Here is a 22092-nt window from a genome sequence, read left to right on the forward strand (position 1 = left end):
CACGCGGTCTGCGCATGGCACTTGCCGGAGTCGCGCGGGGCCGAGTTCGGCGGCGGACTCTTCAGCCGTGGCAGTGAAGGGATCAGCCGAAGCAGCCGGGTACCGGGGCGGGGCTGCCGCTGCAGTTGGTGGGGGAGTTGAAGAGCACGACGCTGGAATGGAGAGTCACGCTGCTGAAAGGGGTGTTGGAGCGGTAGATGCCGCCGGGCGCCATGCCGGAGGAGTTGCCGGTCACTGCCGTCCTCGTGAGGTTGAGGGTCGCGTAGTTCTTGATCCCGCCGGTCGGGACACCCGAGGTGTCGGCCGTGTTGTGGCTGACGAAGGAACTGTTGAGATTCATGACAGCGCCGTTCGAGTTGAAGATCCCGCCGCCACCGGTGAAGTCGCCCCAGCCGGCGCCCGTGACGGTGTTGTTGCGGATGGTGCTGCCGTTGGCCGTCAGGCTGCCGAAGGCGCTCGTGATGCCGCCCCCATAGTTACTGGCCGTGTTGCCCTGCACCTGAGTGCTGTTGAGCGTCGTCGTTCCGAAGGCGTTGCCGATGCCTCCTCCCGCAACGGCCCTGTTTCCGGTGATGACACTGCTGCCGACGGTTGCCGACCGGCCTTCGGACGCCAGGCCGCCTCCGATGCCGGAAGTGGTGTTGCCGGTGATGGTGCTGCGGGTGATGGATACGGTCCCGCTTCCGGCCACCAGGACGCCTCCGCCGCCGTTACTGCTGGCGGTGTTGCCGCGCACCGAGACGTGGTCGAGAGACAGGGCGCCCTCAGCGAGGATGCCGCCTCCGGCGCCGAAGTGTGGCGAGCCCTCGCCGACGGGATTGCCCCTGCTGACCGTCAGGTAGCGGAGGGTCAGGTTGCCCGAGCTCGTGACTTCGAAGATCCGGAAGTGGGCGCCGGCGGTGGCACTCCGGGTGATGGTGGCACCGTTGCCGTTGATGGTCAGGGTTTTCGAGAGGGGCGGAAGCCCGTCCGCGTCGCCGCCCAGCGCAGTGGTCAGCGAGTAGATGCAGCCTGGGGCCAGGTCCAGGGTGGCACCGCTCGGGGCGCTGCTGATGGCCGAGGCCGGCAGGCCGCTGTTGCAGGCACGGGCGTGGCGGCCTGGGCCGGGGTCGGCATGGCGGCCATGCCGACGGCCAGGACGGCGGTCCCGGACACGCTCCAGAGCGTGTGAATTCGTCGCACGACGTCTCCTCGCAGGAGCGCCATCGACGTTGGGCCGCGTGGCTCACGCAGCCGCGGTCCACTGCTGACGATCATCATGGACACCTGGGTCTCCGATCACTGCGGAGACCCACATGCCGAAGTCCACCCCCCGCTGGCGGAATGGTGGATTGTTGTTTGGGTTCTCATGGGGGGCATTGTCGGCCAATGTGACGCGCCTTGGCCGGCCGTCGGCGAGCGAGGGCGCCACGTGGATCGCTGAAGTGGCGCAGGGCGGATACGAAGGCACGTGCCGCTGGCAGGGAACGCCTCCCTTTCGCGGCGCAACCCCCCATCGCACTCCGCGTTCCCGGAGGCGGGTGACCGTCCGTCCGGGCCGGTGAAGGCGTACGGCCTTCACCGGCCTTCACGACTCTCGCCGGCTTGGCCCCTGCCCGAGGTGCGCGGGAAAGACCCCTGCCATCCCCCGGGTACACCATCGCGAAGTGCCGGGGCGGCCCGCCGCGCCCCATGCGCGCGCCGACTGAGGCACGGCTCCGTGGACCTCTGCTCCCGCGTCCGGCCAGTCGACTGTCGGCCATATCCGGCGCGGCGAGCGGACGCAGGGGAGCTTCCGGGCCCTTGTTCCCGGCATGCCCGGGTGATTAGGCTCCGGCTCACTTTCGCACTTCGTACACATTTTCCACACATGACGGCCGGAAGCCTCGGTCGGGCAGTCGCTGCCGCATGCGCACTCGCGTGGCCTCCTCACAGGGGGACCGCCAGCACATCCAGGGGGGTGGAGGACATCGACGCGTTTCGATTACCGCAGCGTGCCGACGACGACGATTCGTCCACGGCCCTCGCCACTCCCCTCCCGCCGCAGGCCGGGTCCCGCGCGGGCAGCCGACGTGACGTCGCCGTCCTGTGGTGCGTCAACGCCGTCGACGGACTCGGCAGCCAGGCGTCCGGGGTGGTGTTCCCTCTCCTGCTCCTGGACCTGGGCCACGGCCCTGGAACCGCGGGCCTGTGTGCCAGCGCCGCCGCCCTCGCGGGTGTGCTCCTCGGGCCACTCGTCGCCGTACCGTCCGACCGGGGCCACCGGCGCCAACTCATGACCGGCTCGGCGGTGTTGGCTGCACTGGCGATGGCGGGCCTGGCCGTCTGCTGCCTTCGGCACCCGCCCCTGTGGATCCTGCTGAGTCTGGCTTTCACCGAGCGGCTGTGCGCGACGGCCTACGAGACTGCGGCGCGCGGGGCCCTGTGCCGGCTGGCGGCGCCGGACGATCTCCCGCGTGCCGTGGCCGGGGTCCAGGCGGGCGATCAGACGGCACTGGTGGTGGGGCCGGCGCTGGGCGGCGTCCTGTTCGGCGTGAGCCGCTTCCTGCCCTTCGCCGTCGACGCGGTCTCCTACGCCGCGGCGGCCCTCGGGGTGCGGGCCATCCGTGCTCCCCTGGACTCTCCGGCCGTTGCCGTGGCCTCGCCGGACACCCCCATGGCCGTGACGAACACGGCCCCGTCAGACACGTCCACAGACATGTCCAAGGCAACACCGGACACGCCCAAGACCACGCCAGACACTCCCGTAGCCTCACCCGGCTCCGCTCCGCACCCGGCCGACAGCACGACCCGTGCGCCGCGGCGCGCTTCCTCCGGTGCGCTGCGGGCAGGTCTCGCCGCGGTGGTCCACTCCCCCGTGCTGGCACTGGTGCTGCTGTGGTCGTCAGTGGCGAGCGGGGTACTGGCCCTGCTGTTCTACACCGCGGTGTTCGTTCTGGGCCCCGGTGCGGGCAGTTCCGCCACCGGCGGCGTGCTCGCGGCCTCCGGCGCGGCGGGCCTGGTCGGTTCGCTGGTGGCGGCGCGGGTGGTGCGACGGTTCGGGGCCCATCGGTCGCTGACGGCGGCCACCTGGCTGCTGCTCCTGCCGTGTGCCGCGCTGTCGGCGGCCGACGGTCCGTGGCTGTGGGGGCTGTGTTTCTCCGCGCTGTGCCTGGTGCTGCCGGTGGTCACCGTCGTCCTGGGCGGGGCTGCCGTCCTCGCGGTGCCTCAGGATCTGCAGTCCCGGACCGGGGCCGTACTCGGGTCCGCCACCGCCGTCACGGCCGCTGTGGCGCCTGCCGTCGCAGCCACCCTGGTGACCTGGGGCGGGCCGCAGGCACCGGCTCTGACCTGCGCCGCCGTCCTGGCCCTGCTCGCGGTCCACACGCAGCGCACGGCCCGCACCGTGCTGCGGCCGGCCGTGCCCGGGGACGGGCACGAGGACAACCGCCCGGCCGGTTCGTCCCCGGGGAGCCGGCCATGACCAGCCCATACCAGGTGTTCGTCGCCGCCCTCCCCGACGTGTGCCCGGCGGACCCGCGGCGCATGGTGTTCACCGCGGACTCCGGCGGCCGCTGCGAGGTCTTCACGTGGGACGCCGCAGCCCGCCGGGCCCGGCAGGTCACCGACGGCCCTGGCGGTACGGCCCACCGCGCGATCGACGCCGACGGCTACGTGTGGTGGTTCGAGGAGGACGCGACGGGACGTGGCCGCTGGTGGTTTCAGCACTTCGACGGCGGCCCGCGGCTGCCGGGCCTGCCGGGTGCACCGGCCGGGCAACCGCGCGGACTGGCCGTGACCGCGGGCGGGGCGGTCGCCGCGGCCGTCGCCCACGGGCGGGAGACCGTCGTGCTCGTGGGGCGGCGCGGCCGCGCCCCGCGCGAGGTGCTGCGCACCTCCGGGCCGCGCCGACTGGGCGGCCTCACTCCGGACGGCACGCTGATCGCCCTGGCCTCGTCGGCCGACGACGCGGCAGCCGTCACGGTCGTCACACCCGACGGCCGGACCGTCGCCACGCTGCCCGGCCCCGGCCGGACCGGCACCGGGCTGTGGTGCCAGGGCTTCTCGCCCCGGGCCGGGCACCGCGAGCTGCTGCTGGTGCAGGACCTCGGCGACTGCTACGCCCTGGCCACCTGGACGCCGGAGGAGGGACTACGGACCCACCGCTGGTGCACCTTCGGCACGGAGATCAGCGCCCGCTGGTTTCCGGGGACTCGCGAGGTGCTGGTGCGTCAGGACCGGCACGGCCGCTCCCTGCTGTACCGCGTGGACATCGGCTCCCGGGTGCGGACGATCGTGCCCACGCCCGCCGGCAGCCTGCTGGACGCGGCGCCCCGCACCGGCGGAGCGGTCGACTATCTGTGGACCGACACCGCCCACCCACCCGTCCTGCACGCCACGGACGGCATCGCCCTGCCCCCGCCCGGCCCCTCGGCCGTCGTCCCCGGCCGGCACACCGACCTGTGGACGTCCACGGCATGGGGACGCCTGCACACCCTGCTGAGCCTGCCGGAGCGGGCCGGCACCGCGCCGCCGCCCGCGGTCTTCCTGGTCCACGGCGGACCGGCCGACCACGACCGGGACGCCTACGACGCCACGGTGCACTCGCTGGTGGCCTCCGGCTACGCGGTCGTCCGCGTCAACTACCGTGGCTCCACCGGGTACGGGCCGCGCTGGCGGCGTGCGTTCCCCGCCGGGGTCGGCCACACGCAGGTGGAGGACCTGGCCGCGGTCCGTGCCGACCTCGTCTCCCGGGGCCTCGTCGCCGGTGACGCGAGCGCCCTGTGGGGTGTGTCCTGGGGCGCCTACCTGGTGCTGCTCGCCCTCGGCACCCGCCCTGGGCTGTGGCAGGCCGGGATCGCCGTCAAGCCGGTCGCCGACTGGGTCGCCGCCCACCGAGCCACCACACCGGCGCTGCGAGCCCTGGACATCCGGCTGTTCGGCGGCACTCCGGACGAGGTGCCGGACCGTTACGCCAGTAGCTCGCCCCTCACCTGCGCGGCGGCGGTCACGGCGCCGCTGCTCGTCGTCGGCGCGACCCACGACGCCAAATGCCCGCCCGGGCAGATCCGTACCTATCTCGCCGCGCTGTCCGCCGCGGACGTACCACACGAGGCCATGTGGCTCGACAGCGGGCACGACGGCTACGACGGCGCGCTGCACGTCGCCGTCCTGCGCCGGTCCCTGCTCTTTCTGCGCGACCGGCTGCCCGACCCGGCGCTCCGCGCCCCCGCACGTCCCCCGGCACCGTCGGGAGGACCCCGGTCCCGCTGAGGCAACAGCGGGACCGGGCTTGCACAGCACCATCCCACTCGGAGAAGGAGGAACACCGTGCAGAAGGACATCATCCACAACGACCCGCTCGCGGGCGACGAGGAGAACCGCAAGCCGGGCATCGGCATCACCATCACGATCCCGTTCCGCAACGCCGACGAGGGCGGCGACGACGAGGAGTGAACAACGGCCCGGCCGGCCCGCACAGCACGCGGGCCGGCCGGGCTCCCCGTTCCTCCCGCCCTCCCGCCCCCCTGCCCGTGCCGTCCCTCAAGGAGCCGACCGTGCGCGTTCTCCTGCTCAACATGCCCTGGTCGCCCATCGACCTGCCCTCCTTGGCCCTGGGCATCATCAAACGCAGTGTCGACGAGCGCGTTGCGGGGGCGACGTGCGAGGTGCTGCACGCGAACCTGGAATTCACCGACTGGATCACCCGGCGCACCGAGTTCTCCGCGGAGGACTACGAGTACTACGCGCTGTCGTCCTACTTCCTCGGCTGCGGCGACTGGGTCTTCTCCAGTGCCCTGTACGACGATCCGGCCTGGAAGGACGCCGAGTTCACCGAGGCCATGACCGGCAAGCTGCGCTCCGCACGGATGCGCATGACACGCCAACTGCACGAGATCGCACCCGAGTTCGTGACGGAGATCGCGCAGCGGGTGGCCGACCTCGCGCCCGATGTCGTGGGGCTGACGTCCACGTTCCAGCAGAACACCGCCGCTCTGGCCGCAGCCCGGCACATCAAGCGGCTCGCCCCGCAGGTCGTGACCGTCATGGGCGGCGCCAACTGCGACGCCGAACAGGGCGCCGCCGTGCACCGCAACTTCCCCTTCGTCGACTTCGTGGTGCGCGGTGAGGGCGAGGACGCCTTCCCGCGGCTGCTCGAAGCGCTGCGGGACGGATCGGGGGCCGCCGTGCTGGCCGGCATCCCGGGCTTGTGCCACCGCGGCGACGGCACCTCCTCGACCGCCAACCCCATGCCCACCGGTCCCCTGCCCCCGGCGGCCATCCTGCCTCCCGACTACAGCGGCTACTTCGAACGCCTCGCCGGGTCCGTCGCCCGCAACTGGGTGGAGCCGAAGCTGGTGGTCGAGGGCGCCCGCGGCTGCTGGTGGGGCGAGAAGCACCACTGCACGTTCTGCGGTCTGAACGGCTCGTTCATGGAGTTCCGCAGCAAGAGCCCCGACACCTTCTACCAGGAGATCATGGACCTGGCGGAGCGCCATCGCGTCCTCGACATGTACGTGGTCGACAACATCCTCGACATGCGATACCTGTCCACCGTGCTGCCCCGGATCATCGACAGCGGCTACGACCTGCGCATGCACATCGAGATCAAGGCGAACATGCGCCGCCCGCAGCTACAGGTCCTCGCCGACGCCGGCCTCATCTACGTCCAGCCGGGCATCGAGAGCCTCAACAGCAGGGTGCTCGACCTCATGGACAAGGGGGTCAGCGGCTGCCAGAACGTGCGCATGCTCCGGGACGCGGCCGAGACGGGACTGTCCGTGTCCTGGAACTACCTGCACGGCTTCCCCGGTGAGACCGCCGAGGACTACGACCCCGTGATCCGCCAACTGCCCGCGCTGGAGCACCTGAACCCGCCGGTCGACCTGTCCGCCCGCATCGCCATCGAACGCTTCAGCCCCTACTTCAAGCGGCCCGAACTGGGCTTCACCGGGCTGCGCCCCGAGGAGCACTACCTGTTCACCTACGACCTGCCCGAGGAGGAACTGCACGACCTGGCCTACGTCTTCCAGGCGCCCGAACGCGGCATCGGCAAGGACACGGTAACCCGGCTGAACGACGCCATCGCCGCGTGGAAGAAGCAGCACACCGACGCCAGGCTCACCCACACCGACCTGGGGGACGAGATCGTCCTGGTCAGCCGGAGGCACTCCTTCGACTGGCAGACCCTGCGCCTGACCGAACCGTTCGCCGTGGCGGTGTTCCGTCTCCTGGACCAGCCGCACTCCCCCGCGGCCCTGCACCGCAAGGCGACCTGCGTCCCCGCCTTCGCCGACCGCACTCCCGAGGATGTGCAGGACCTGCTCGACGACTGGACGGCGCTGGGCGTGACCTTCACCGACGCGGGCCAGTACGTCCACATCGCGCCCGCCTCCGTCAACCAGGACCTCCTGCGCCTGGACTACATGAGTCATGTGTACGCCCGCCCCACAGCCGAACCGGCCGGGGAACCCGTCAGGGCGGCCCACGGCGCAGCGGCTCCCGCACTCCCCTGACCTCGCCTTCCCCGCCGATCCGACTCCGGCCACCGACAAGGACCGACCATGCCACCCAGCACTCCGAACCCGGCCGTCCAGGCCTGGCGCGACCACGACACCCAGGCCCGGACGCTGCCGGGCATGTCCCTGGGCCGGGTCCCGCTCACCGCGGATCCCGGCGACGCCGAACGGCTGTGGGCCATGGGCACGCGACGCGCCGAACTCGACAACCCCGTGGACCTCGCCACGCCCGGGCAGGCCGCCGCCCGGGCGGCGATCGACCGGCTCTGCCTGATCCGCGACCTGACAGCGCGCGCCGTCCAGGTCGACTGGGACCTGCGCCTGCCCCCGGACCGCGCCGACCACCTGTGGAAGGTGCTGTCCCATCTGCACCCGCCCCGCACCGTCGCCGGCCTCGCCGACGCCGACACTGCCCTGCACGCCTGGCGAACCCGGCACTACCTCTGCAAACTGATCTGGCGTCGGGGGCCGGGCTTCCTCCAGATCCGCGACCGGCGCTGGGGCGATCTACGCCGGTTCACCGCCGACGACCCCCGCTACCCGGCCGCCATCGCCCGACTCGACCGGGGCGTGCACCACGCGGACATCTGCACCGACATCCTGGAAGAGCTCACCGCCGAACACCTCGTCCTGCGAGCGGACGACCTCGCCTGGTGGCTGCCCTACCACGTCTCCCGCTGGCTCCAGGAGGCCATGGCCGTGTAGGCGGTGCCGACGGCACCGGCCCAGGCACAGCACGGAAGTGCCGCTGTCCGTCCGGCCCGGACGGTGGCTGGTCGGGACCATCCGGGACAGCGGCGTCGGTGTCGTCAGGGGATTTCCTCGATCCGTTCGCGGTTGAGCAGATACGTGGGCAGATACGGCTGCGCCGGGGCGATGGGGAACTCGTAGTCGTAGGCAAGACTCGCCATCGCGAGGGGGCCGAGTGCCACCCGGGCACGCGGGGCCGCCGATTCGCCCCAGTAACCGGCGTGTTCCGCGAGGGCCTCGGCGAGTGCCTTGGCGAAGGCATCGTGGTCGCGCGCGACGAGGCGGTGGAAGAGGGCGACCGGCTGGTAGTCGATCCGGTTCACGAAGTCTTTCGGCGCGTGGGTCAGGGCGTCGGGCATGGAGGTATCCATGGTGGCGAGCAGCTTCTGCACGACGTCGTCCATGGGGCGGGAGGAGAAGTAGGTCTGCAGCGTGTCGATCCAGTGCAGGACGTACTCGTCGACGGAGTCGTCCTGTCGTAGCGTCTCCAGCGGTACCTGGCACAGCCGGCTGATCCGGTCCTGCTGACGGCACACGACTGCGAGGTAGAGGGCATCGAGCCAGGCGCGGGCGTCCGCGGGGGGTTCGGCGGACGTGGCGGGCAACTGCCTGACGAGGTTCTCGCCCAGATGACACTCCTGCGGCTGAGCGCCGGTGAACAATGCGGAGCCGAGTTGAACCGCGCTGGCCCATGCGTCCCACGTGTCGACGTGCGCCGCTCGGGGGTCGGTGGCGCAGCGGGCGTGAGCGAGTGCGAGGGCGGAGGCGAAGGCGTCGCCCAGTCCTGCCGGGTCCTGGCTGAGGTGTGCTATCGACTCGGCCGTGGTGTGGGTGAGTTCGGCAAGGTCGGGAGCGTTGTCCACGGTGCGCGTGGCGAGTCGGCCGGCGCGGTCGAGGCGGACCAGGCCCTTCATCAGGTCGAGCAGCTGCGGCGGCGGCTGCAGGGAGAACGTGAGGGTGTCGTGGTCGATGACCGTGAGCGAGGTCAGGCTGCCGCGGTGCCACCAGTAGACCCGCGGTGACAGTGCACCCGGCCCGTCCTCGTGAGCGCCCAGAGCGTAGGCGGCAAGGCTGTTGACGGCGTCTACGACGGAGCCGTCCGCGATCGGGTGGTACACCAGGTTGTGCCGGGTCGGCACGGCGACGAGAGCACCGCCGTCCGGGAGCGGCTCGCCGACGGCCAGCCGGGCCGCTTCGGACAGGAACAGCGCCTTGCTGGCGACGAACGGGGAGTCTCCGTACAGGGAGTGCAGCCTCGCCCGCCCCTCGACGGGCACTTCTTCGTGCCGGACGGGTACGCGCATCAGGTTCGCGTGGGCCGCCCGCCCCAGCTCCTCGAGCCCGGCGCGCTCCACGTCGCGGTCGGTGAGGATCCGCACGCTGGTGGGCCCGTCGAGGGCGTAGGCGAAGACGAGTCCGTCGGCCACCACACGGGCGTAGCGCAGAGCGTCCGCGAGTTCAGGGGTGAGCGAATCGGCGGGCAGCAGCCGGGCATGGGCACCGCGCAGCAGCTCCTCCGCGCTCTCGCCGCCCGTACTCGCCTGCTGGAGGCGGGCGAAGTGTGCGGCGACCAGGTCGGGCCAGTGCTCCTCGGGCACCTTGCGGCACGAGTGTGCGAGGTTGTGCAGGGAGTAGTGGTGGCCGTCCTGGACGTAGGGGGCAGCGAGTGCGTGCAGATGTGAGGCCTGCGCGGCAGTCAGCATCGGGAGGCCGGAGTCGGGGAAGTCGTCTGATTTCATCCCTGCGACTCTACGAGGCGGGTGCGCGACGGTGTGACACCGAGGTCGCTTCTCACCGGGCTTCACCTGGAGCAACGAGCCAGTAGGAGGCTGAGAGTCGAGCTCGGAGCGTGGTGCGCAGTGGGGCGAGCGTGCTCGGTGACGCGCGAGCGGCCGTCCCCGTTCCCGGGCCGGGTGTACGGCGGCGGGCCCCGACGGAAGAGAACCGTCGGGGCCCGCCGCTGACCGCTGACCGGTCTCAGTCCGTGCCGGACTCCATCGCGGCGCGGTCCAGCATCGTCTCCTCTTCCGCGGCCTCGCCGCGCGAGGCGATCGCCTCGGCGCCGCCCCTGTCCATCGCGCCGATCAGACCGGTCGAGGCCGCCTGCGCGGCTCCGATCAGCGTCGGGTGGTCGGTGCCGACCATGCCCAGAATCGCGTACTGCTCGAGCCGCGCGCGGGAGTCGGCGATGTCGAGGTTGCGCATGGTGAGCTGGCCGATCCGGTCCGACGGGCCGAACGCCGAGTCCTCGGTCCGCTCCATGGACAGCTTGTCCGGGTGGTAGCTGAACGCGGGGCCCGTGGTGTCGAGGATCGAGTAGTCCTCGCCGCGCCGCAGCCGCAGCGTCACCTCACCGGTGATCGCCGCTCCGACCCAGCGCTGCAACGACTCGCGCACCATCAGCGCCTGCGGGTCCAGCCAGCGGCCCTCGTAGAGCAGCCTGCCGAGGCGCCGTCCCTCGTTGTGGTACTGGGCGACGGTGTCCTCGTTGTGGATCGCGTTGACCAGGCGCTCGTAGGCCGTGTGCAGCAGGGCCATGCCCGGCGCCTCGTAGATGCCGCGGCTCTTTGCCTCGATGATCCGGTTCTCGATCTGGTCCGACATGCCCAGGCCGTGGCGGCCGCCGATGGCGTTCGCCTCCATCACCAGGTCGACGGCGGAGACGAACTCCTTGCCGTTGACCGTCACCGGGCGGCCCTGCTCGAAGCCGATCGTCACGTCCTCGGTGAGGATCTCGACTTCCGGGTCCCAGAACCGCACGCCCATGATCGGCTCGACGGTCTCGATGCCGGTGTCCAGGTGTTCCAGGGTCTTGGCCTCGTGGGTGGCGCCCCAGATGTTGGCGTCGGTGGAGTACGCCTTCTCCGTGCTGTCGCGGTAGGGCAGCTTGTGGGCGAGGAGCCACTCCGACATTTCCTTGCGGCCGCCGAGTTCGGTCACGAAGTCCGCGTCCAGCCAGGGCTTGTAGATCCGCAGGTGCGGGTTGGCGAGCAGGCCGTACCGGTAGAACCGCTCGATGTCGTTGCCCTTGAAGGTGGACCCGTCGCCCCAGATCTGTACATCGTCCTCGAGCATCGCCCGGACCAGGAGGGTGCCGGTGACGGCGCGGCCGAGCGGCGTGGTGTTGAAGTAGGGGCGCCCGCCCGAGCGGATGTGGAAGGCCCCGCAGGCGAGGGCGGCCAGACCCTCCTCGACCAGTGCCGCACGGCAGTCGACCAGGCGGGCGACCTCGGCGCCGTAGGTCTTCGCACGGCCGGGCACCGAGTCGATGTCGGGCTCGTCGTACTGGCCGATGTCGGCGGTGTACGTGCAGGGGACGGCGCCCTTGTCGCGCATCCACGCGACCGCGACCGAAGTGTCGAGGCCGCCCGAGAACGCGATACCGATGCGCTCGCCGACGGGGAGGGAGGTGAGGACCTTAGACATGGGAAGACTATGCCATGAGATGCATCTTTATACAAAGGGGCTGGTCCGGATCCCGATCTGGCAGGGCCACGCGGCTAGAGCTTCTGCCGAATCCACCAGAAGATCAGGCCGACGGCTCCCGCGCCGGACGCGTAGGCGGCGCCTCGCAGCGCGCTGGAGAGCATCGCGCCCGAACGGCGGCGGCTCCAGGCCCAGACCTGCCGCGCACGTCCGCGCCAGGGGCTTGGGGTGGACATGGTGATCTCCTCGTTCTCGTGCGGGGCCTGGGCACCCGGATCAGGGTTTCTCCACGAGCGCGGTCTGCCTTGGGCGGCCGAATCGGTCAGGCGATGATCCCGGCGCAGATCCGGCAGCCGTAGGCAGTGGCGACGATGTCCGCGTAACGGATGCGGCTGACCTGGCGGCATGCTCGCCGCCGGCACCGGACGGTCCAGGGGGCCAGGTGGCCGGGAAAGCGTTCCAGGGGGGTGAGGCCGACCTCGCGCAGATGCTGTGCGGCTTCGGCTGCTTCCAGCCACTGCCGGCGGGCATCGCCCGCGCCCTCACCTCGGGACTTCGCCTGCCGTACCCGGTGCCAGGTGTCGGACCAGAGAGGAAACCGCTTCTCCGGTTCCTGACAGGCGACGAGGTAGGCGAACAACTGCTTCTCCGAGGTGACGGACTGGTCCCTTTCGCGGATCCGCCAGGCGGTCGACCGCGACAGCGGGACGAACTCATGGGCGCGGACTCTGGCGCGCCGTTCCATCTCGTCCGCGGAGGGACAGCCGTTGAGTTCCCAGGCCTGTCTGAGCGCCAGCCCCAGTTCTGCGGTGTCCACGATCTGCGGCAGCGGTCGCGCCCGGGTCAGGGGCTGTTTGCGTCCGCGCTGTGCGGCCTTCCTCCACAGCGTCTCGATCCGCTCCATGTCCAGGTGACAGGCGCCCGCAAAGGCCTGCGCCGTCTCCAATGTCGGCAGATCGTGGCCGGACTCCGCGCGCTGGACGGTCCCGATCGACGTGCCGATCCTCAGGGCGATCTCCCGGCGGCTCAGGCCCCTTCGTGCTCTCGCTGTCCGCAGCGCCACGGCCAGCCTGCCCTTCGCACTGCCCGGGTTGGGAATGGGCGCCATCGGACGCCCCGTGCGCGCCACCGGGCTACCCGAGCGGTGGTGCCGGCCACTGTCCGCCTCCGCCAACGGGTGCTATCGAGGGATGGTGCAGCATGAGTGGCCCTTCTTCGCATCGTGCGCGTGGGGGTTTCGCGGCCCACACGGCATTCCGGGACGGGACGACCCGGACCTGGCTCCAACCGAGACGCGCGGCGCGGCGGGTGGCTCCACTGCGCTGCGGTGGACAGCATGGTGCCAGCGATCGGACCGCTCGAAAGCTGGCCGCGGTTATTAAATTCGTATCTGTCGCGTCTGCGGGAGACGGGGCGAAGTGGCAAGTGCGCCAGAATGATTGGCCATGGCTGAACGCTGCGGTGATCCCCCTCTCGGAAAGCCCAGGCTGCACCGGAGCGCCCCGCGAGGAGCCGGGAGGGACACCGGGCTCGCAACGGTTCTTTCTCCAAATCTGTCCCAGATGCACTTGCTGTCGCTCGCGTCAGGCTGCGACGATCCGCACATCTACCCGTCCGCATGACGGGTAGGCCCTGTCTTCCTCTGGCTCCAACCAGCGAACAGGGACCAGTGGACCGGGTGGTGGCTCACCCCTCCACACACGAGCGAAGGCCGGGACCACTTGGTCCTGGCCTTCGTCCCGGCAGTCGATCAGGGCGGCGGTCTTTGCGAGCGTCAAAGTGCCGTACGGTCACCGAATCCCAAAGCTACCGCCCTTTCCCGCGTGGCCGACACAGGACGTCTGCAGCGGTGAGTTCACGCTCGATGCCGACGACATGACCGCGTCAAGAAGTCGGCACCGACGGTGACTTCGACGTCGGTACTGAGGCTCAGCGGCAGGTCGCCTGCATCGGTGTGCGGGGCTTTCCTGGATGTTTGCGATGTCCTGGACCGTCGTGATCCCTACGGCCGGCGCACTCCGGGCGCCGGCCATCGTGGCGAGATGGACGTTTTCAGGGAGTGATACGGGACGCGGCCTCGCGGAATCCAGAGCCGGGCCCGGGCGTCCGGGCCCGGCTGGTGGTCGCCGGGACGAAGGAGAGCGCGCCCGCCGTCGGGCTGGTGGGCGTGCAGCGCTGGGATCAGACGTGGCCGCCGCCGGAGTTCTCGCCGGGACCGCCGACGGCCACACCACCCGGGATCAGCTACTCCTTGTCGTTGTCACCCGTGTTCACGAGTGTGGCTAGTCGTCCTCGTGCCCGCGCTCCGACTTCTCGTGGTGCTGTTTCGTCGAGTGCTCCGGGTGGGTGGCCTTCACCGGGTGTTCGGGCTTAACCGGGTGGGTGGGCTTCTCCGGATACTCCGGCTTCACGGGCTTCACCGGCTTCTCCGGATACTCCGGCTTCACGGGCTTCACCGGCTTCTCCGGATACTCCGGCTTCACCGGCTTCACCGGCTTCACCGGATACACCGGCTTAACCGGATACTCGGGCTTCACCGGCTTCACGGGCTTAACCGGATACTCCGGCTTCACCGGCTTCACGGGCTTCACCGGATAGGCAGGCTTCTCCGGGTACACCGGCTTCACCGGCTTCACCGGATACACCGGCTTCTCCGGATACACCGGCTTCACCGGGTACGCGGGCTTCACTGGGTACGCGGGCTTAACCGGGTACGCGGGCTTCACTGGGTACGCGGGCTTAACCGGGTACGCGGGCTTCACCGGGTACGCGGGCTTCACCGGCTTCACCGGATACGCGGGCTTCACCGGATACGCGGGCTTAACCGGGTACGCGGGCTTAACCGGGTACGCGGGCTTAACCGGATAGGCAGGCTTCTCCGGGTACGCGGGCTTCACCGGATACGCGGGCTTCACCGGGTACGCGGGCTTAACCGGGTACGCGGGCTTAACCGGATAGGCAGGCTTCTCCGGGTACGCGGGCTTCACCGGCTTCACCGGATACACAGGCTTCTCCGGATACACCGGCTTCACCGGATACGCGGGCTTAACCGGGTGGTCGGGCTTCACCGGATACACAGGCTTCACCGGCTTCACCGGATACACAGGCTTCTCCGGATACACCGGCTTCACCGGCTTCACCGGATGATCTGGCTTCACCGGATACACCGGCTTCACCGGATGGTCGGGCTTCACCGGATGATCTGGCTTCACCGGATACACCGGCTTCACCGGATGGTCGGGCTTCACCGGATGATCTGGCTTCACCGGATACACCGGCTTCACCGGATGGTCGGGCTTCACCGGATACACCGGCTTCACCGGATGGTCGGGCTTCGGCGGATGGTCCGGCTTCATCGGGTGGTCGGGCTTCGGCGGGTACAGCGGGTAGGCCGACTTCCCCGGGTACGGCGGGTGCGGGGGGCTGTGGTCCTGAGCGTAGACCGTTCCCGCATTCGCCAGCGGGGCCCCGGCCAGCGCGGCGGCCACAACGGCCGGCGCCAGGACAGATCGCCATCGCGGCGATGTCGTCATGTACTCCACTCTCCTCGACTCGGTTCAGGGCTTCGTGACGGTTGGTCAGCACCAAGAGCTGGACAGTGGAATGAATAGGAAATCGGCTTACATGAATAACGCTGCGGCGGCCATAAGCCACCGGATGGTGTAGCCCGGGAGGCCACTTGGCCCGGGTGGCGCGGCGGGAGGCGCTGGAGAAGCGGTTCGCGTCGCGGTCCCACGCCGGGGCCTGTGTGCTCTCCCCAGTGAGTGCTCGGAGTGGCTTCGGAGCTGCTCGGCTCGATGCCCCGAGCGGCCCCCGGCTGAGCCGGCTCACTGGGCGGGAGCGCCGGAGCCGGCCCGGGAGCGGAGCGCCCAGGCGGGCTCAGCGGTTGACGAAGGTGAGGCTGGTCCCGTCGTAACGGTTGCCCGCGATCTGCTCGGACGGGGCGGCGGCCTCGATGGCGGCGAGGTCCTCGGCGGACAGGTCGACGCTCAGGGCCGCGAGGTTCTCCTCCAGGTACTGCTGCCGCCGCGTCCCGGGGATGGGTACCACGTCGTCGCCCCGGTGCTGTACCCAGGCCAGGGCGAGCTGCCCGGCAGTGACTGCTTTCTCCGCGGCCAGCTCGTTCAGCTTCGCGACGATCGCCAGGTTCCGTTCGAGGTTGCCGTCGGCGAACCGGGGCTGGCTGCGCCGCACGTCGTTTTCCGCCAGGCCTTCGACCGAGCTGTAGCGGCCGGTGAGGAAACCGCGCCCGAGCGGGGAGAACGGGACCAGGCCGATCCCGAGCTCACGGCAGACCGGGGCGATCTCGGCCTCCAGGTCGCGGGTCCACAACGACCACTCGCTCTGCAGCGCGGCGATCGGGTGCACCGCGTGCGCCCGCCGGATGGTTTGCGCGCCGGCCTCGGACAGCCCCAGATGGCGGACCTTCCCGGCCTGCACCAGCTCGGCCATGGCACCGACGGTCTCCTCGATCGGCACCTGCGGATCGACCCGGTGCTGGTAGTAGAGGTCGATGTGGTCGACCCCGAGGCGGCGCAGGGAGGCCTCGCACGCCTGCCGCACGTAGGCCGCGTCGCCGCGGATCAGGGTGGGCTCGCCCAGGCGGTTGGCGAAACCGAACTTCGTGGCCAGCACCACCTCGTCGCGGCGCCCGGCGACGGCTCGTCCGATCAGCTCCTCGTTGTGCCCGGAGCCGTAGAAGTCGGAGGTGTCCAGGAGGGTCACCCCGAGGTCGAGGGCGTGGTGCAGCGTCGTGATCGACTGCGCGTCGTCCGTGGCACCGTAGCCGTGGCTCATGCCCATGCACCCCAGGCCCTGCGCGGAGACCGCCAGTTCGCCTAGATACCGGGTGGGGACGTCGGTCATGCTGCTGCCTCCTGAGCTCGTGCAAAACGTGTGCTCTGGACGCTAGTTGTTGGAGCGCGCTCCATGTCAACCGACGACCAGGCACAAGGGCCTGCCCCTCGCCGATCGTCCCCGTTCCGCCGAGAACTGGATCCAGTGGGGCGAGAAGTGGTCTCAGACCGGCGCGGCGTTCGCTGCTTCCTTCCGGCGGGGCCGCTGGGCCCATCGGACCACCGGTGGCGCCACGAAGCCCACACTCAGGAAGATTCCCCCCATCAGCAGCCAGCCCAGCGTGCCACCGTCGAGGCAGAGCCATGCCAGTACGGACGGTGCGACGACGCTCGCAAGACCGCTGCCGAAGCGGAAGACGCCCGAGTACTGGCCCTGTGCGTACGCGGGGGCGAGGCTGTACCGCAACTCGAACGAACCAGCCGCATGCAGGAGTTCACCGAGGGTGTGCACGCCCACCCCGAGAAGGATCAGCAGGACGGCACCCCATGCGGACGTCCCGGAGGCGAGGCCGATGAGTGTCATCCCGGCCAGAAAGGCACAGCCCGCGCGGCGCCAGGCGTGTGCGGCGGCAGCGTTGGTGTCGATGCCGCGGCTGGCCCTGACCTGCAGGAAGATCACCATGGCGGTGTTGAGGAGGACGCTGGATCCGGTGAACCAGCGGGGAGCATGGGTATGGCCGATGATCCACAGCGGCAGGGCGAAGACCAGCACGGAGCCGTGGATCGACATGATGCCGTCGAGCGCGGTGATCACCAGGTAGCGGTGGTCCTTCAACGCCGACCGGCGTCCGCTGCCTCGGGGAGCGGGGACCGGTGGCAGGGACGGCAGTCGGCTGACGATGACGGCGGTTGCCACGAAGCTGAGGGCGTTGCCCAGCACGAGGCAGAGGTACCCGGCATGGGTGTCCAGTTGGACGACGAACGCGGCCGGCACAGCGCCGATGCTGGAGGCCAGGTTGACGGCGGCGCGCAGGTAGGCGCGGAAATGGGCGGGTCGCGGGCCGGCGAGGCCGCGCACGATGGGCCCACGGGCTGCCTGGCTGGCGGAGCCTGCGAGTTCGGTGAGGCAGACCACCACCGTGAACAGCCAGAAGGTGTGGACGAGGACCAGCATGGCCATGGCTACGGCCTGAACGGTCAGCGTCAGCATGTAGACCTCGCGCGGGCCACGACGGTCGGCGATCCGCCCGACGGGAACACCGGAGAGCAGTCCCACCACGGAGCCCACACCCATGCCAAGGCCGACCTGAGCCACCGAGAGCCCCACGGAGCGGGTGAAGAAGACCGCGGCGCTGAGCATGAAGACGCCGCTGCCGAGCATGTTGACGAAACTTGCCGTTGCGAGTGTGCGCCTCGGGCCCGGCTCAAGGAGAATGCCGCGCGCGACGAGCCAAGGTTCCCGGCCTTCCACGCCTTCTGCAGACGGTTCTTCGGGCACGCGGCTCGATGCGCCTGGTGACACCATTCCTCCATGTCTGATCGCCGGCTTTCCTGACAGGCGGGTGGCGCTCGAAGGCGTCGACGGGTGCTGTCTCCAGAACCGCCTGTGCGCCGTCACCACCGCCGACCAGGGAGTATGCGGCGGTGAGGACAGTTCGGAACAGGTGCGGCCGGCAAGGGAAGAATCACAGGAAGAGCGGGAACGATTCGTGTGTCGCGCGGCGTTGAAAAACATGTGAGGGTCCGGGAGCAGCCGTCCGCTACCTTGAGCGGATGCCTGTGTCTTCTGTGATCCTTTTGCTGTCCGGCAGTCTGCGAGCGGGTTCCTCCAACGAGTCTGTGCTGCGTACGGCACAGGCTGTGGCCCCCGCGCAGGTGCGCACCGTCCTCTACGACGGCTTGGCGGCATTGCCGCATTTCAACCCTGATGACGACCACGATCCGCTGCCCACGCCCGTGGCCGAGTTGCGGGCGGCCATCGCGGAGGCGGCCGCGCTCTTGATCTGCACCCCTGAGTACGCCGGCACACTGCCGGGTTCGTTCAAGAATCTGCTGGACTGGACGGTCGGCGGCACCGAGATCTGCGACAAGCCCGTGGCTTGGGTCAACGTGGCGGCACCTGGCCGCGGCCAGGGTGCGCAGGCCACGCTGCGCACCGTGCTCGGTTACACCGGTGCCGACATCGTGGAGTCGGCCTGCATGAGGATTCCGGTGGACCGCCAGATGGTCGGCGCAGACGGATTCATCACCGATGACGGGGTCCGCGCGCAGCTCGGCAAGGTGCTCGGAATGCTGGCGGAGCCCGACGGAGGAGACAGCGAGACCGGGTGAGTCCGGCCCGGTGCCGGGCGGTCAGAGGATGTCCTCCTCCTCCGGGACGACGACCTGGTCGACCATGCGTTGGATCTTCTCGGTCGGCAGGGCGACTGCCATGGCCCAGTAGTAGATGACGAGGCTGAAGGCGGCGGTGACTCCGATGTCCCACCACAGCGGGAACCACGGGTGCTTGAGGGGCCCGAAGTCGCTGAGGTAGACGATCAGGCCCATGCCGACCAGGTAGGCGGGCAGCCACTGGGCGGCGTGCAGGTCGAGTTGAGGAGTGATCGGGTTCATCTTGAAGACCCGGTTGGCCACCAGGATGACGTAGCCGATGAGGATGGCGACGCCGAGTTTCCAGTCGGTGGTCCACCCCGACCACAGGATCAGCAGGTTGGCGACGGCGAAGGCCAGCGGCGACATCCAGCTGCCTCCGGGCAGCCGGTAGGGGCGATGTGCGTGCGGCAGCCGGTTGCGGAACACGCCGAAGGAGAGCGGCGCACCGGCGTACATGAGCACGCTGGCGCTGGTGATCAGCCCGACGAGGGAGCGCCAGCTGGGGAAGGGCAGGAAGCAGATGCAGCCGATCACGAAGGCGGTGATGAGGCCCGCCCAGGGGACACCGCGCCGGTTGGTGGTCTCGAAGACGGAGGGCACGTAGCCGTTGCGGCTGAGGCCGTAGGAGACGCGGGAGGAGCCGGTGATGTAGATCAGGCCGGTCCCGGCAGGGGAGATCACGGCGTCGAGGTAGAGGACCGTGGCCAGCCAGGCGAGGCTGATGAGGGTGGCGACCTGGGCGAACGGTCCGCTCAGCGCGGTGAACGCGGAGGTGGCCCAGTGGCTGCCGATCTGGTGCGCGGGCAGGGCTGCGAGGAAGGTGACCTGGAGGAGGATGTAGATGATGATGCCGAGGACGATCGATCCGATCACCGCGCGCGGGATGTCCCTCTTGGGGTTGGCGCTCTCGCCGGCGAGTTGGTCGGCCTGCTCGAACCCGAGCAGAGCGAAGATGATGCCGCTGGTGGAGACGGCGGACAGAATGCCCTTGGCTCCGTAGGGGTCGAATCCGTCGGCAGCGGTGAAGTTGCTGGTGTGGAACTGGGCGACGGCGAACACGAAGATCGTCAGCAGGGGGACGCCGACTTTCCACCAGGTCGCCGCGCTGTTGGTGCGTGCCAGCAGACGGATGCTGAGGAAGTTGATGGCCGTGATGACCGCCATCAGGCCCACCGCGACGGCGATGCCGGGTGGGGTCAGGACGTGTTCGCCGCCCTGGACCTTCTCCCAGCCGCTCGCCCAGGAGTAGTGCTGGGCGTAGGTGATCATCGCCAGTACCTCGATGGGCGCCACCGTGGCCGCCTGCAGCCAGGAGAACCAGCCGAAGGACGCGCCCGCGGCCCCGCCGAAGGCGTAGTGCGGGAAGCGTGCGGTGCCGCCGGAGACCGGGTACATTCCGCCGAGTTCGGCGTGGACCAGTGCAAGAATCAGGATCGCGAGGCCGCCGATGGCCCAGGAGATGATCGCCGCGGGTCCGGCCGCGGCCAGAGCGCCCTGCGCACCGAACAGCCATCCGGATCCGATGATCGAGCCCTCGGATGCCCAGATGAGCCCGACGAAGCCGATTTCGCGCCTCAGTCCCGGCCGGTGGGATTCCGAGGTGGGCGACGATTGCGATACGGCCATCCTCCACACCCCCTCATCAGGGGCATCAGGGTGATGCTCACCACCATCGTGCCACGGGTGGGGCGGGACCGCGGGTGGGCTGCGCGCAGGAACCGGAGCCTTTCGGCCGGCGGACGGCTACTTCGGGTGGACGTTCTCGACGTGCGCCGTATCCGATGAAGTACGCGGGGAGGCGGCGTATCCATCGTGACCCGGTGAGCAGGCGTATGAGGCGCTCTGCCCGCTCCGCGCTGCCGAGGGGTGGCCGGCCTTCCAGGACGGGAGCGATGACGCGGGCGTGGGCGATTCGCTGGAGTGCCTGTGTGGCGATGGTGGTGGGACGGCGGCGGCGCTGCACACCGCGTACGTCGTGCAGGCGCACGCTCCCGCGGCGCAACGGCTCGGTCAGGTAGCGGGCGGCGGCCACGGCGTCCTGGACTGCGAGGTTGATCCCGATGCCGAAGACCGGGGACATCGCGTGCGCGGCGTCGCCGATGCACAGCAGGCCGGGGCGGTGCCAGCGGCGCAGGCGGTCCAGGCGTACGTCGAGGAGCTTGACCTCGTCCCACGAGCGCAGGGCGTGGGCGCGGTCGGCGATCCAGGGGACGGCGGCGGTGAAGTCGGCCAGGAAGCGGTCGAGGCCGGCGGCGCGGCGCTCTGCGTCGGTGCCCTTGGGGATGAGTCCGGCGCACTGCCAGTAGTCGCCGCGGTCGATCATCGCGGTCAGGAAGCGGTCGCCGGCACTGCCGACGAGTCCGCGCGGGTCGCCCTCGTGTCGCGGCAGGCGGAACCACCAGGCGTCCATCGGGCAGGCGAAGCGGCGCAGTCCCAGTTCCGGCCGGGAGCGCGCCAGTGATCCGCGGCCGTCGCAGGCGACGGTGAGGACGGCGCGCAACTCGCCGGTGCGGCCGTCCGAGGTGCGGTAGCGCACCCCGGTCACCCGCCCGGATTCGATGAGGAAGGAGGTCGCTTCCGTGCTCATCCGCAGGTCGAAGGACGGTTCGCGCCGGGCCTCGTCCGCCAGCAGGTCCAGCAGGTCCCACTGGGGCACCATCGCCACGTAGTTGTAGGGGCCGCGCAGGACCGTGAGGTCCGCGACCGTGACCGCCGAGCGGCCGGCTCCGACAGGGAGCTGGACGGTGCGTACCCGGCGCTGTGGCAGCCGGGCGAAGCGCTCGGCGAGGCCCAAGTCGTCCAGCAGCGCAAGGGTTGAGGGGTGGACGGTGTCGCCGCGGAAGTCACGCAGGAAGTCGGCGTGCTTCTCCAGCACCGTCACCGCGACGCCGGCCCGGGCCAGCAGCAGGGCGAGCACCATGCCCGCGGGGCCGCCTCCCACCACACAGCACGTGGTCCGTTCCATGGCAGTCCTGCCCTTCACGAAACCAGTAATTCATCGGTCGATGAATACTGTACTCCTCGCCGCGCCCGCACCCCGGGCCCCCGGCGGTGTTCGCCACAGGAGCCGCGAACGGCCTGGCAGAACATGCCGCCAAGTGGAGCAATCACCGGTGTGCCGCGACCCGGCACAGGAGGCTGGACCTCTGGTCGGGGTCGTGTGACAGGAGTCCGGAGTGCGAAGGCCGCGTAAGCCGAACCGTCAGGCATGTCGTCCGCGCGCACGGCACGCGGCCCGGGCCGCCCCGACAGCTGCGACGGCGTGTGGG

17 protein-coding genes are annotated in these 22092 nt (G+C 70.2%); 7 read left to right on the forward strand and 10 right to left on the reverse strand.

Annotation, left to right across the window (positions count from 1 at the left end; all coding sequences use genetic code 11):
• Nucleotides 1-82: 82 nt before the first annotated feature.
• The gene (locus AQI88_RS07525; protein WP_066993937.1) at nucleotides 83-736 is read right to left on the reverse strand and encodes a hypothetical protein; all 654 of its coding nucleotides are present in this window, start codon (nucleotides 734-736) and stop codon (nucleotides 83-85) included.
• A gap of 1203 nt (nucleotides 737-1939) precedes the next feature.
• On the opposite strand from AQI88_RS07525, the gene AQI88_RS07530 reads away from it, so the two are divergent.
• The 5 genes from AQI88_RS07530 to AQI88_RS07545 all read left to right on the forward strand — a co-directional run bounded on the left by AQI88_RS07530 (nucleotide 1940) and on the right by AQI88_RS07545 (nucleotide 8183).
• Complete coding sequence (locus tag AQI88_RS07530) at nucleotides 1940-3442, forward strand: MFS transporter (RefSeq protein WP_066993940.1); 1503 nt, start codon at nucleotides 1940-1942, stop codon at nucleotides 3440-3442.
• Nucleotides 3439-5232: a S9 family peptidase gene (locus tag AQI88_RS07535; RefSeq protein ID WP_066993942.1), complete on the forward strand. Its 1794-nt coding sequence runs from the start codon at nucleotides 3439-3441 to the stop codon at nucleotides 5230-5232. Before AQI88_RS07530 ends, AQI88_RS07535 begins: the two co-directional genes overlap by 4 nt.
• A gap of 57 nt (nucleotides 5233-5289) precedes the next feature.
• Entirely contained in the window at nucleotides 5290-5415 is a 126-nt protein-coding gene (locus AQI88_RS48455; RefSeq protein WP_257785090.1) for a hypothetical protein, read from the forward strand.
• Between the two features lie 101 nt (nucleotides 5416-5516).
• Nucleotides 5517-7475 carry a RiPP maturation radical SAM C-methyltransferase gene (locus AQI88_RS07540; RefSeq protein ID WP_066994968.1) on the forward strand — a complete coding sequence of 653 codons (1959 nt, stop codon included), beginning with the start codon at nucleotides 5517-5519 and terminating at the stop codon, nucleotides 7473-7475.
• Between the two features lie 48 nt (nucleotides 7476-7523).
• Nucleotides 7524-8183, forward strand: a complete 660-nt coding sequence (locus AQI88_RS07545) for a DUF5825 family protein (protein WP_066993945.1) — start codon at nucleotides 7524-7526, stop codon at nucleotides 8181-8183.
• A gap of 104 nt (nucleotides 8184-8287) precedes the next feature.
• Here the strand turns inward: AQI88_RS07545 and AQI88_RS07550 are convergent, their stop codons facing one another.
• The 7 genes from AQI88_RS07550 to AQI88_RS07575 all read right to left on the reverse strand — a co-directional run bounded on the left by AQI88_RS07550 (nucleotide 8288) and on the right by AQI88_RS07575 (nucleotide 17810).
• Nucleotides 8288-9967, reverse strand: coding sequence for an immunity 49 family protein (locus tag AQI88_RS07550; protein ID WP_066993947.1), 1680 nt, complete (start codon nucleotides 9965-9967; stop codon nucleotides 8288-8290).
• Nucleotides 9968-10205: 238 nt separating this feature from the next.
• Nucleotides 10206-11654, reverse strand: coding sequence for an argininosuccinate synthase (gene argG, locus AQI88_RS07555; protein ID WP_066993952.1), 1449 nt, complete (start codon nucleotides 11652-11654; stop codon nucleotides 10206-10208).
• 74 nt (nucleotides 11655-11728) lie between these two features.
• The gene (locus AQI88_RS46545; RefSeq protein ID WP_167357448.1) at nucleotides 11729-11890 is read right to left on the reverse strand and encodes a hypothetical protein; all 162 of its coding nucleotides are present in this window, start codon (nucleotides 11888-11890) and stop codon (nucleotides 11729-11731) included.
• Nucleotides 11891-11976: 86 nt separating this feature from the next.
• Nucleotides 11977-12762 (reverse strand): helix-turn-helix transcriptional regulator, encoded by a 786-nt coding sequence (locus tag AQI88_RS07560; RefSeq protein ID WP_066993954.1) that lies wholly within the window; start codon nucleotides 12760-12762, stop codon nucleotides 11977-11979.
• A 1174-nt stretch (nucleotides 12763-13936) separates the two neighbouring features.
• Nucleotides 13937-15187 (reverse strand): hypothetical protein, encoded by a 1251-nt coding sequence (locus tag AQI88_RS47500; protein ID WP_244184073.1) that lies wholly within the window; start codon nucleotides 15185-15187, stop codon nucleotides 13937-13939.
• A gap of 346 nt (nucleotides 15188-15533) precedes the next feature.
• Nucleotides 15534-16520, reverse strand: coding sequence for an aldo/keto reductase (locus AQI88_RS07570; RefSeq protein ID WP_066993957.1), 987 nt, complete (start codon nucleotides 16518-16520; stop codon nucleotides 15534-15536).
• Between the two features lie 153 nt (nucleotides 16521-16673).
• Entirely contained in the window at nucleotides 16674-17810 is a 1137-nt protein-coding gene (locus tag AQI88_RS07575) for an MFS transporter (protein WP_244184074.1), read from the reverse strand.
• Here AQI88_RS07575 and AQI88_RS47505 point away from each other — a divergent pair.
• Both AQI88_RS47505 and AQI88_RS07580 read left to right on the forward strand, forming a co-directional pair.
• Nucleotides 17785-18189 carry a hypothetical protein gene (locus AQI88_RS47505; protein WP_244184075.1) on the forward strand — a complete coding sequence of 135 codons (405 nt, stop codon included), beginning with the start codon at nucleotides 17785-17787 and terminating at the stop codon, nucleotides 18187-18189. The genes AQI88_RS07575 and AQI88_RS47505 overlap by 26 nt on opposite strands.
• Nucleotides 18190-18223: 34 nt before the next feature.
• Nucleotides 18224-18781: an NADPH-dependent FMN reductase gene (locus tag AQI88_RS07580; protein ID WP_066993958.1), complete on the forward strand. Its 558-nt coding sequence runs from the start codon at nucleotides 18224-18226 to the stop codon at nucleotides 18779-18781.
• 21 nt (nucleotides 18782-18802) lie between these two features.
• Here the strand turns inward: AQI88_RS07580 and AQI88_RS07585 are convergent, their stop codons facing one another.
• Together AQI88_RS07585 and AQI88_RS07590 are read right to left on the reverse strand one after the other, a co-directional pair.
• Nucleotides 18803-20449, reverse strand: a complete 1647-nt coding sequence (locus AQI88_RS07585) for an APC family permease (protein WP_066993961.1) — start codon at nucleotides 20447-20449, stop codon at nucleotides 18803-18805.
• A 37-nt stretch (nucleotides 20450-20486) separates the two neighbouring features.
• Complete coding sequence (locus AQI88_RS07590) at nucleotides 20487-21788, reverse strand: FAD-dependent oxidoreductase (protein ID WP_066993964.1); 1302 nt, start codon at nucleotides 21786-21788, stop codon at nucleotides 20487-20489.
• Between the last annotated feature and the right edge of the window lie 304 nt (nucleotides 21789-22092).

It is taken from the genome of Streptomyces cellostaticus (assembly GCF_001513965.1).
GTDB classification, from domain to species: Bacteria; Actinomycetota; Actinomycetes; order Streptomycetales; family Streptomycetaceae; genus Streptomyces; species Streptomyces cellostaticus.